Source organism: Calothrix sp. NIES-3974, assembly GCF_002368395.1.
Taxonomy (GTDB): Bacteria; Cyanobacteriota; Cyanobacteriia; order Cyanobacteriales; family Nostocaceae; genus NIES-3974.
Genome location: NZ_AP018254.1, coordinates 2,864,370 through 2,876,746, shown reverse-complemented (window position 1 = coordinate 2,876,746; position 12,377 = coordinate 2,864,370). Strand labels below are relative to the sequence as shown.

8 protein-coding genes are annotated in these 12,377 nt (G+C 38.6%); 3 read left to right on the top strand and 5 right to left on the bottom strand.

The features are described 5' to 3' along the window. Positions 1–97 precede the first annotated feature (97 nt). Positions 98–1,321: an HD domain-containing phosphohydrolase gene (locus CDC37_RS11420; protein ID WP_442861075.1), complete on the bottom strand. Its 1,224-nt coding sequence runs from the start codon at positions 1,319–1,321 to the stop codon at positions 98–100. 554 nt (positions 1,322–1,875) lie between these two features. Beyond that, entirely contained in the window at positions 1,876–2,847 is a 972-nt protein-coding gene (locus CDC37_RS11415; RefSeq protein ID WP_096622027.1) for a tRNA (5-methylaminomethyl-2-thiouridine)(34)-methyltransferase MnmD, read from the bottom strand. Between the two features lie 125 nt (positions 2,848–2,972). Here CDC37_RS11415 and CDC37_RS11410 point away from each other — a divergent pair, with 125 nt between their 5' ends. Further along, positions 2,973–3,791, top strand: a complete 819-nt coding sequence (locus CDC37_RS11410) for a sulfurtransferase (protein ID WP_096622025.1) — start codon at positions 2,973–2,975, stop codon at positions 3,789–3,791. A 412-nt stretch (positions 3,792–4,203) separates the two neighbouring features. Here the strand turns inward: CDC37_RS11410 and CDC37_RS11405 are convergent, their stop codons facing one another. From CDC37_RS11405 to CDC37_RS11395, 3 genes are all read right to left on the bottom strand, one after another. Then, complete coding sequence (locus CDC37_RS11405; RefSeq protein ID WP_096622024.1) at positions 4,204–4,767, bottom strand: 5-formyltetrahydrofolate cyclo-ligase; 564 nt, start codon at positions 4,765–4,767, stop codon at positions 4,204–4,206. Beyond that, complete coding sequence (locus CDC37_RS11400; protein WP_096622022.1) at positions 4,761–6,164, bottom strand: serine/threonine protein kinase; 1,404 nt, start codon at positions 6,162–6,164, stop codon at positions 4,761–4,763. The genes CDC37_RS11405 and CDC37_RS11400 overlap by 7 nt, the downstream gene beginning before the upstream one ends. 363 nt (positions 6,165–6,527) lie before the next feature. Beyond that, complete coding sequence (locus CDC37_RS11395) at positions 6,528–7,850, bottom strand: protein kinase domain-containing protein (RefSeq protein WP_096622021.1); 1,323 nt, start codon at positions 7,848–7,850, stop codon at positions 6,528–6,530. 483 nt (positions 7,851–8,333) lie between these two features. Between CDC37_RS11395 and CDC37_RS11390 the strand changes: the two genes are divergently transcribed. Both CDC37_RS11390 and CDC37_RS11385 read left to right on the top strand, forming a co-directional pair. Further along, positions 8,334–9,248, top strand: a complete 915-nt coding sequence (locus tag CDC37_RS11390) for a glycine betaine ABC transporter substrate-binding protein (RefSeq protein WP_096622019.1) — start codon at positions 8,334–8,336, stop codon at positions 9,246–9,248. Between the two features lie 656 nt (positions 9,249–9,904). Next, positions 9,905–11,746 carry a protein kinase domain-containing protein gene (locus CDC37_RS11385; RefSeq protein WP_096622017.1) on the top strand — a complete coding sequence of 614 codons (1,842 nt, stop codon included), beginning with the start codon at positions 9,905–9,907 and terminating at the stop codon, positions 11,744–11,746. Positions 11,747–12,377 lie beyond the last annotated feature (631 nt).

The following is a 12,377-nucleotide window of genomic DNA, read 5'->3' as shown; positions in this document are numbered from 1 at the left end:
AATGGGGAGTGGGGAGTAGGAATGAACTATGTTTGTAGGGAGTAGAGACGACCCACCGGGTCGTCTCTACTCACGACTCCCTATTTCCTGGTATTTCTCAAAAGCGAGTACGAATAAATTCGGTAAATTTAGCCATTAATTCGGGATTTCGCCAGCCTTTAGCTGTTTCTGCTGCCATTATTTCCAGTGCTGCGGTTGGTGTAAATGCTTGTTTATAGGGTCTTTCGCTAGTTAAAGCGTCGTAAATGTCAATGATTTGAAAGATTTGTGCTAGGTATGGAATTTCATTACCCTGGAGTTGGTCTGGATAACCCATCCCATCCCAGCGTTCGTGGTGATGGCGAATGATGGGAATGACACCGCGCATACTTCGTAAGGGTTTACAAATAGCCTCACCAATTAAAACGTGACGACGCATGATTTCCCATTCCCCATCGGTCAATTTACCCTGTTTGAGGAGAATTGCGTCGGGAATACCAACTTTACCAATATCATGCAGATATCCCCCCCAACTTAAATCCCGAATTTGAATACGGCTTAACTGTAAGTATTCGCCAAATTCCTGTCCCAGTTTCACTAATCTTTCACAGTGATCCCCAGTGTTGGGGTCGCGGCTTTCAATGGCTTTTGCAATCGAAAATAATACTTTTTCCGCATGGTCTAGATCCTCATTTAAACGTTTTTGCTCTACCAAGGACTTGACCCGTGCGGCTAATTCCAAACGGTCAAAGGGTTTACTGATAAAATCGTCCGCACCTACTTCTATACCACGAATACGCGATCGCCGATCGTTTAAAGCTGTAATAAAAATAATTGGAATCAGTCGAGTTTGCTCATCTTGTTTAATCCGTTGACAAACTTCAAACCCATCCATCCCCGGCATCATAACATCCAGTAAGATTAAATCGGGCTGATTTTGAGCCACAATCTCCACTGCGGCAATACCACTGTCCACCTCAATTGTCTCATAACCTTCCATCGCCAACAATGCCACCACAGTCATCCGACTTGCAGCATGATCATCGACAACGAGAATCTTGGCGGAATCTCCATCACAATTATCCGCATTTGATTTGTTTTTACCAGTGGCATTTGCTAGGGAATAGCTACTGCCCGAATTCATGAGAGAATTCACCTCAGAGGGGATTGCTTCTGTCCGCTTTAAAGCCATACTCTGCACTGATGCACCCAATGAAAACCCTTGCATCGCTCTTAATCCTACAGCATTATCTAAGTTAATAAAACCGTGAGAATTAGCAGGTATCAGTCCTGTTAATATCTCTACTGGAAGTTTTTGTTCATAATTGGATGGGTCAACCACAAAGGCGCTCCAAATTATTCCAATCAGATTTTCGGATGATTTTTTTATAGTGTCTAGATTATTATTTTTGCCTGCTTTCAGTCGTAACTCTATTTGTGCAAGTTAACTGGATTCTTAGTGCTAGTAGCATTCCTCACGGGTATGATATTTATTTATTCCCGAACAGGAGTTAGAAAATCATGAGAAAATCATTGAACATCTTTCTTATTATTATCCTTTTATATCAATATTCAATCAGGTTTTATACGGAGATTTTTCGGAGGTTGTTTGAAACGTCAGATGCGGTATAATTTTCACCTGATAATTGGGCTTCACTATGACGGCAAATCAAAGGTTTAGAATCACACTGAGATGGCTTACTATCTCCAGTTTCAGGTCAGATTAATCTTGAAAAACACCCTCTAAACATAGTTATATTTGCCCAGCACATTCACTGTCAATATCCATGTTTTTTGCTTTTTTTCTCGATAAAATTATTTAGTCGATTCTACTTATGTGCTTTCCCTATCAATAGATTTACTCACATTTACCCTCCCTTGTAAATAACTATAAAATTATCCACTATTCCAACGTTTACGCCAATGGGATGTTGGTTCTAAGTGGCAGTTTTCTTGTTCTTGTTGTCGTCTGGAGATAATTATTTCCGGTGATGCAGATAAACTAGGGTCACGGTAGGGAACCGCAGCTTTGGTGTGTAAATGTTCAATTTCTGATTGGGAGAGATTATATTCTTTCGGGATAGGAGAGATAGCAAAATTAGGAATATCAATCATTTGTCCGTGCATATATTGATGATTTTTTTGTGGATTTTGATGGTCTTTTACTGATACTAAATCCTGCTGAGGATATGCAGCAATTGTACCAGGTGTTTTTCTGCCCACAGGAGGCGTAGAACCAATGACTAAACCAGCATTTAATAGGGCTGTACGTACAGCAGCAGCACAGGAATATGTTGCTAACCAACCATTCTTACCTAAACATTTTGCCACCATTGCTATAAATTCAATTGTCCAAAGTTGGGGACAACGGGGTGGAGAAAAAGGGTCAAGAAAAATTGCATCGGCGGAAAACCCAGATGTAATTACCTGTTGAATGGTTTGTCGAGCATCACCTAATGATAAAATGACATTTGCATTTGATGTTACAGATTTTTGGTCAAAAGCAACTTGCTTGATAATATTCTTTACATCTCTTGACCAATTGTCAAATAAATGATGTTGAATAGCCGCTTGAGGAACCCTTTGATCCAGTTCCAAAGCGATAATTTCCACTGTACAATTGGGATTTGACTGCCAAATAGTTTCTAAAGCCGCAGCAGTGTTATATCCTAGACCGTAGCAAATATCCAAAATTCGCAGATGGGTTTTGTGGGCTTGCTGGGTCAAATTTGTTGGGACAGCAAACTTGAGAAAACTTTCTTGACGCGCACCAAAGTGACTATGGAATGATTCCGCAAATTCTGGCGAAAAAAATGTAAAAGAACCATCTGCGGTCAACAGGGGTGAAAAACTCTCTGACTTGGACATTTTTCTTGTAAAGAAAGAATAAAATCAGAATTAAACACTTTGATACAGTTATATTATTTAATACTGAATTTAATACTGATTTTCAGTAGCAAAAATCTATTTAATTGGGTTCATTGGGGATTTTTATGGTTAATCACCCGGCAGTTGTGTCAGTACAATGGCTGAAGGAGAATAGGGATAATTCGTCCATTGCGATCGCAGATTGTCGTTTTTCCCTTGCTCAACCCCAGTTAGGTCGGATGGAATACGAACAAGGTCATATTCCCGGTGCTTTCTATTTAGATTTAAATCAAGATTTATCCAGTCCTGTGGAGAAACACGGAGGAAGACACCCCCTCCCCCATCCCAACACCTTTGCGGCCAAATTATCGACCTTGGGGGTCAATTCTCCCCAAACCCTAGTGATTGCCTATGATGATTCCCGTTTAGCTTTTGCTGCTCGTTTGTGGTGGTTATTGCGCTATTTCGGACATCAACGGGTTGCTGTGTTAGATGGAGGGTTTAGCGCTTGGCAAAAAGCCGGGTATCCCGTCGAAACGGAAATACCTCAATTTACTCCTGGTAAATTTATACCCCACATCCAACCGCAAATGGTAGTTGATTATACTTATGTTCAAGAACATAAAGATTTAGCAGGTGTGAAATTAATCGATGCTCGGGAACGCGATCGCTATCTCGGAAAACACGAGCCAATTGATCCAGTAGCCGGACATATTCCTGGTGCGATTAATTACCCTTGGCAAACGGTTACTGATGAAACCGGTTTTCTTCGTCCCCTAGCAGAACAGCAAGCTAGATGGGAAACTATTAGCGATGAAGAGGAAGCGATCGCCTACTGTGGTTCGGGAGTGACAGCCTGTGTAAATTTACTCTCTCTCGAATTAGCTGGTTTCCGCAATACCAAATTGTACGCAGGTAGTTGGAGTGATTGGATTAGTTATTGAGGAGATAGGAACAGGATGCAGGAGAAACCTAATTAACACCCAATACAGTTCAGTTAGACTTAAAAGCCTGATTATTGGGTAGGTTAGGTTGAAGAATGTAGAGGTAGTAGCCCTTGTGGAATGCGTCCCCACGCGGAGCATCGGGACGAGATAATCACAAAAAATGTGTGAACTGATGGGTAAATTTCAACAAAACCAACAGTCTATGCAAAGCCTCAACCCAACCTACGGTTATCTTTAACACCAACCGTATTGAATTAACACCTGACAATCGAGAGTTTCAATAATCCAAAATCGAATAATCCAAAATCTAAAATCCAAAATTGAATAATCCAAAATCCAAAATCCAAAATTGAATAATCCAAAATTGAATAATCTAAAATCGAATAATCCAAAATCTAAAATCCAAAATCTAAAATCGAATAATTTGTCTTTCCGTACAGACGTAGGTTAACTGTCTGTCCCAAGGTTCGATGGGTAACTCATGAAGGAGGGCGAAATCAAAAAGAATACCGATAGAAGGGATTGTTTGCCACTCAGGGGAAGCGAACATACGGTCGTAATATCCACCTCCGTAGCCTAGACGATAACCACGGCGATCGCAAGCGACACAGGGGACTAAAATTAAATCGACCTGGTTAGGTGTTATGATGTTTGCATCTGTGGTTGGTTCTAGAATGCCATAGCGACCAGTTTGGAGAGGGTCTCCGGGTTTCCACTCCCACCAAGTCATTTGTTGACCGACACAGCGAGGGAATCCCCAAATTTGCTGGGAATTGGTGAATAACTGGTGTAGGTTTGGCTCGTTTTGAATACTAAGGTAGGCTAGAACCGTTTTGGCTTGGGTCAAAACTGAAAAGCTTTGTAAATTTTGACAAATCAGAGTACTTTTGCTTTGCCAATCATCCCTTTTTAGTTGGGAACGGGTTTTTAAAAACTGACTACGAAGTTGATTTTTAGTTTGAGTTTCTACCATTTGGACTCAACAATTGGTAAATTCAACCAAGCACTAATTTCTTTTGCTAACCATTCCCGTTCGGCAATGGTCAAATTACTATAACAGTCAAAGTCAAAATCTTTAAATATTTTGTTTCGACTTCCAGGTTTATTTTTGGTATCCAAAATTAAATTTTCTTTAATCCCCGTATTATACACATCTACAATCATTGTAATTTTCTCTAAATAGTCGATTGGAATCCTTTTCTGCCAGAAATTCCAGGCGAATAATTTATTAATTACATGTAAGTTCTTCTGGGTAAAAATTAAGTGAGTGCGCTTGTATAAAGCTAAAAGTACGAGGAGAATTAAAATTGCGATCGCGCTCAATTGTAATAAAAATACAAAAAGCCCCACCATCGATAGGGGGTAGGTAAAAATGGAGCCAGATACAAAATTTGTGCCAATTGCAAAGGGAGCAATACACGAAATTAGAGCGATTAAACCTGTGCCAAAGCCTGTGGGAGGAAGGATAATTTCTAATTTTTCATCTGTTTTAAATATTTGAATTTTTGTCCCAATGGGTACAGTTTTTTTTGCTTCATATTTCAAATTTTTCCTAACTCTAGGTGGTGGATTATCGATTGCCTCCTGAGCAATTTTTGCCGTCTGAAAACGTCGGTCAAGACTAGGTTCAATCATCCATTCTAACCAGTCACCAAATCTTTGACTAACCTTGGCTACTTGACGAAATTGAATACACAAATTGTTTTGTGGTAATTCAGTTGGATGTAAACCTGTAATTAAATAAATTAAAGTGGCCCCTAAGCTGTATAAATCAGATGCAGGTTTAGCCCTTCCGCCAAATTGTTCTGGTGGCATATATCCGTAGGTTCCAACAACAGTAATTGTTCCACCTTCTTGGTGAGCAAGATTTTGTACTGACCCAAAATCCACTAAATAAACATCACCAACATGATGGGCTGAACGATTTTTGAGTAATATATTACTAGGCTTGATATCACGGTGAATAATCGGTGGTTGTTGCTGATGTAAATAGTCCAGAATATCTAATAAAGATTGGGCTAATTGCATCACTTCCTCTTCACTAAATCTGCGTCCTGCTTGTAATTGTTGTTCTAATGATTTAGCATCAACATAGGTTTGCACTAAGGCAAATCCTTTATCATTCTCTGTCTCAAATTCAAAGTAATCCAGATATCGGGGAATGGCAGGATGGTTAATTTGTTTGAGAGTTTCCGCTTCCCGTTCAAATAACTTTAAATCCTGCCAATCAAAGTCTTTCCCTAAGTATAATATCTTGACTAAGACTTTTGCTTGAGTTTGTATGTCCTCAGCTAAAAAGGTTCTTCTAGCAGTCTGTCTACCTAGTTCATTAATAATTTTATATCGGTTATTGAACAATTTTTCAGACATAAGTAACCTATATATACTTTGTTTTCAGAAATAGTCAGTATCAGATGATATTTTAAAAGTCGATTTTAATACTTAAAAATCTCGTTTTTCGGAATTACAGATGAACCTTTGAGTCATCTGTATAGGATATGTCGCGTCTATACAAGAATAGTTGATAATTAAAATGTACCGTTGTAGCCCATTTCCTGTCTGCAAAAAGTGGTTGATACTTCCTAAATATTTTCTCCAGGATACACAATACCCATAAATAATTATGACTCCTAACTGCTGAAGGATTTCTCGGTCATCTAAACTTTAAAAATAGGTATTTTACCGTTCCCTAGTTTAATCTAGCAAAACTGATATCTTAATCATTAAAAATGATTACGATTGATTACGATTATTTCCCGCTATCACTCGACATTCTTTTTCATACCAGCGAGCAAAAGATTGACTAATAGCACCCATACTTAAGCCAGTAATAATAGATGGAGTAACCACAATAAAAATCAAATGTCTCAGATGGTTAGAAATCGAGCTTTCTGTAAAGGGGAAAATACTACTCGTCGAACTAAAATAAATAACGGCAACGGCAATACTGATTGTCGTTGTTGTTAAACTTAAAATACGCTGATGGAGATTTGTATTACGTAGGGGATAAAAGAAAAATCGTGTAATCAAAGCATTTAACAAACCGTTAAAAACTGCCAAGGGGAAAGCAATCATCCCCCCAATAAATGACCCCATAATCGTACCAATAAATGGCAAAAAAACACTTGCATACAAACCTGCACAAATCGTCACCATCCCCCCACCAAAAATTATGGTACGGGAAATGGCGACTAAAAACAACCACCAAGTATTGACCCGTTTACTGGTTGAAGTTTGATGGGGAGTAGGAATATATTTATTTTCAAGTGCAAATAATGCTTCTGCTGCTGAATTTAGCCGTTGTTCTTGACTTGGTTCGGTTAACCATTGTAACCAGGTGATAAAATCAGGACTAAAATTAACTAACTTTTCAAAATCAATTTTCATCTCCTTTTGGGGTAAATCCGCAGGATGAATCCCTGTTCCTAATGTAATCAATGTTGCACCTAAACTATATAAATCCGATGCAGGACTAGCGTAACCACCAAACTGTTCGGGTGGCATGTATCCATAAGTACCAACTACTGTAATCGTTTTTCCCGCTTTACTGGCTAAAGTTTGGACGGAACCAAAATCCACTAAATAAACTTGACCAATTCCACCGGCGGGATTTTTCTGTAGAATGATATTACTTGGCTTAATATCACGATGAATGACAGGTGGATGTTGAGCGTGTAAATAAGTTAGTAAATCCAGCAGTTTTTTAGCAATAACCTTTAGTTCTTTTTCCGTAAAAACCTGTCCTGATTGAATGTATTTTTCCAAAGATTTACCATCAACGTAGGTTTGAACCAGAGCGTAATTTTTCTGTTTTGTATCTAGTTCTAAGTAATCAATATAACCAGGAATAGCTGGATGGGAAAGACTTTTGAGGGTTTCAGCTTCTCGCTCAAACAACTTTAAATCTTCCCAGGTAAAGTCACTGCTAAAGGATAGTAACTTAATCACAACCAAGTTACCTGTGTTTTTATCCTGTGCAAGTAAGGTTCGTCTTCCAGCCTTTTTTGCTAGTTTTTGTCTGACTACATAGCGATTTCCCAGTATTTCCTCGTTCATTTCCCATCCCTAACCACAACTATTTCTGTTGTAACCCATATTTCTATTTAGTTACACTTAGGATACAGGTAATTCCGGATAAGACTGGGTAAAGCATTGGCTAACTTTTCTCTGTTCACTTTTATGATTGCTTGTAGAGGATGCAGCAAAATTTTGAGGAAAATCAAATCTGCTTGACTCAGTTGACTTTTTAAGTGATTTTGGTAGAATTCAGGTGAAATTATTAACAAGTAAGTGTTATTGCATATAAGAGACCTTTCTTTTTCTAGGATAAAAATACTAAATGTTTGATACATCAAGTAAGCTTTTTCTAGATTGTTCACGAGTGGGGGATAATTGTTCAGTAATCGTTTGATTGTCCTGCTACTCCTAACTTCCTCCTTGTTGAAAGCTTCAGAAATGTGTTTTCATCCGGGTTTTCAGTCTGTTTCGTCACTCTTTGAGGGAATCCGAAATCTCAAATCACAAATCCACAATTATCAGATGAAATCTAATTATTCACTTCAACTATTTATCAAAATCGTTATTCTTTGCCTACCAATTTTTGCCTGTACACCTGATAATTCCGGAGAAAATCAGACAACGGGAAAAGTCACTGTCGGTTCCAAAGGATTCACAGAACAAGATATTCTCATGGAACTACTTGCGCAACAAATTGAGAATAAAAGTAGCCTCAAGGTTGAACGTCGTCGCTTCAACAGTGCATTAGTCACCCATAATGCGATCGCATCTGGAAAAATTGATGTTTATGTGGAGTATACAGGAACTGCACACGTGGCCATTCTCAAACAATCAACTATTACTAACCCTCAAGTTGTTTATGAGCAAGTTAAACAAATTTATGCTCAAAAGTACCAATTGGAAGTATTACCAGGATTGGGGTTTGAAAATACATTTGCGATGATAATCCGTGGGGAAGATGCTAGCAAATATAATTTAAAAACTATTTCTGATATCGCTAAAGTAGCTCCTAAATGGCGACCTGGATTTGGTTATGAGTTTGTAGAACGACCAGATGGTTTTCCGGGATTAGTGAAAACCTATAATTTAAAATTTGCCCAATCTCCTAAATTAATGGATTTGGGATTAATCTATCAAGCATTATTACAAAAAGAAGTCGATTTAGTGAATGGAAACTCCACTGACGGTCAAATTGCTAGATTTAATTTAGTTGTCCTCGCCGATGATAAAAAATATTTTCCCCCCTATGAAGCTGTCCCCATAGTTCGCCAAGAAACCCAGAAAAAATATCCCCAATTAAAAACTGCTTTGGAACAACTCAGTGGGAAAATTTCTGCCCAGCAAATGCAAACATTAAATTACCAAGTTCAAGAGGAAAAAAGGGATGTGAAGCAAGTTGTCAGGGATTTCTTGAATCAAAAATTTTCTGGAAAATAGGTATTTAAATAAATAATTCTGAATTATCTGATTTGCTTTTCTTCTCACTCAATACCCCCTTACCCGGATTTCTCACAAACTCCTAAAGCTTTCAGTGAGTAGGGAGTAGTAGGAAAATTAACCCATTACTCAAGGCTTATCACTCCATTGTGAGAAATGTAGGCTTATTCATAATTCATAACATCAGTTCGAGTTAAGGCTATTTCATAATGCTTTCTACGAGATAGTCAAGTTTATAGCTAAGAGGATGTTTGTCAAGTATTAATTATCACTCTTTTGACTATCGTCCTGACTCTAAGCATGAGCTTATAAAGCTAATTTTTCCTTCGAGACCAATCCCTATTGCCGTACAGACGCGACATGTTGCGTCTTTTCCCATTTCCAAAAACGATAATTCAAGTATCAAAAATGACTTTTTAAACAACCTCCAACGATGTAATCGGTGTTTCAACTAACTCGAACTTTGGTTATATCTATCTTGTCAGGTAAATATCATGCAGATAAACTTATAATTAATGTAATTAGGAAAGCTTGACAGGCTGAATTTTGGGATTACTCATAGTTTTTGTAAAAGTATGACAATTAGCGAAAATAACTAGTAAAAAAAGCTAAAGTATACAGTAATTACCCCTATCGCTCCCTGCTAAAGCCTTACTATGCAAACCCTGCTCAACAATCGCTATCAGGTGATTCGGACACTGGGAAGCGGTGGATTTGGAGAAACATTCCTTGCAGAAGACACCCAAATGCCTTCCCACCGTCGCTGTGTGATCAAACAACTCAAACCCATCCAGAATAACCCGCAAATTTACCAACTGGTGCAGGAAAGATTTCAAAGGGAGGCAGCAATATTAGAAGATTTAGATCAGGGGAGTGACCAAATTCCTTCTTTATATGCTTACTTTCAGTCAGAAGGTAAGTTTTATGTAGTCCAGGAATGGATCGATGGCGATACTTTAGCAGCAAAGATTGAACAGCAGGGGATACTGAGTGAAAGTACTGTCCGGGAAATTTTGGTTAGCCTGTTACCAGTTCTAGATTATGTCCATAGCAAGCGAATAATTCACCGCGATATTAAACCAGATAATATTATTTTACGTCACCGGGATGGGAAACCTGTACTAATTGATTTTGGTGCAGTTCGGGAATCGATGGGAACAGTGGTAAATTCCCAAGGTAATCCCACCAGTTCGATTGTCATTGGTACACCAGGATATATGTCGAGTGAACAAGCAGCAGGTAGACCTGTCTATTCGAGTGACCTATATAGCTTGGGAATGACTGCAATTTATCTATTAACAGGGAAACAACCACAGGAAATGGAAACAGATCCCCGGACAGGGGAAATTATTTGGAAGCAATACGCTTCCCATATTAGCCCGATATTCAAAACAGTAATTGATCAAGCGATCGCCTATCATCCACGCGATCGCTATCCTACCGCCAAAGATATGTTAGCTGCTTTGCAAACTGGTGCAGTTACTTTTCCTGCAAGCACAAGTCGTGTGAGTCCATCTGCTTCCCCGCAACCAGTAAATCCAACTAATCCCCGGAAAAATATATTTGTTGGTAGTTTAATTGGAGGTGGTTTAGTTTTCATCGCTGGGATGATTGGTTTTGCCATCAACAACAATCAACAATCGGTAGTGCCATCCCCACCTTTACCAACTACCGCAGTAGCTGATAATTCTGATAATAGTTCATCTGCAAACACCACACCAGAACCCAGTCTTTTGAACCCCTCTCCCACAGAAAATCCCCCTGATCCTCCGACATCCACACCAGTAGGTAGACCCTATTTAGGTGTACGAATGGTGACAATGACACCAGAAATTCGAGACAAGATTAATAGTGAATTTAACCTGAATCTAACAGCAGATAGTGGGGTTTTATTGGTTGAGATTGTTCCCAATTCTCCAGCATCTAGCGGTGGATTACGTGTCGGTGATGTGGTGCGTAGTATTAATAATCAAACTGTGAATACGGTTGAAGAATTACAAAAATTAGTTGCTAATAGTAGAATCAATATCCCCTTACCAATTACGGTAGAACGTAACGGAGAAACAATCCAAATTACGGTTGTTCCCTCCGAACAACCAACCCAACCGCAGACGAACAAACAAATTGAACAACCATCATCTCCAGAAGCTACACGTAGCAGGGTTGCACCAGAAACCGCCATTCAAAATTATTATGACTATCTAAATCGGGGTGAATATCAAACTGCTTGGAATCAACTATCCCTCCAACATCAAAGTAATACCGAATCCCATCCCAATGGTTTTAGTTCATTCACGGAATGGTGGGAACAAGTTACAGATATAAATTTTCAGAATTTCACAAATAGCCAAGAAAATAACAAAACAGCAATTGTAGAAGCTCAATTATCTTATACAATCAAAACAACAGGTCAAAGAATATCCGGAACTCGACGCTTCTCATTAATTTGGGATTCCTCATCTCAAAGATGGTTGATTGATAAAATAGAACGAGTTTGACTGAAATCTTGCACCTTACCAGTAAATACGTAAATACTCATTTTAGATCCATAATAAATGGAAGTATCCCAAATGCCTAAAAACATATTCCGTCATTGCCTTGCTTGATCTGCGATCGCTTTGCTGAAGCACCCTTCGGAATCAAGCAACATTTCCTAACTTGAAAGCGAGTCGGGATAAACTACTTTCATGGATTCTGGTGTAATCGTTACATGACAACTACTCCAGCGAATAAGCAAGCTACGCAATGACTATCCCTAACTTGGTAAATTTGCAAAATTGGAGTACTCCCTAATTAAGTGGGTAGGTGTGAAAAATTGTAATTAGGCTTGAAAGCAAAAGGATTGGAAAAACTGTTCGGGATGTATACTAAATGAACGTGAGTTCGATGATTTATAAAACCTGAAACTCCTGTCCAGTAGCATTCGTAGAAAATAGAAGTTTTTAGAAACCTCATAGGATGTTGAGAATAAAATCATTAAACCTGGAATCAGTCAGTTATTGACTTTGTTCTCAACTAATGGATGAGGTTACTTTAAACCTTAACTTTCAAAATCATTGATTCACAAGGATTGTAGCGTTTATAATTCGTCGAATTCACGTTAAATGACGACCAGCCAGCAGCTATCAT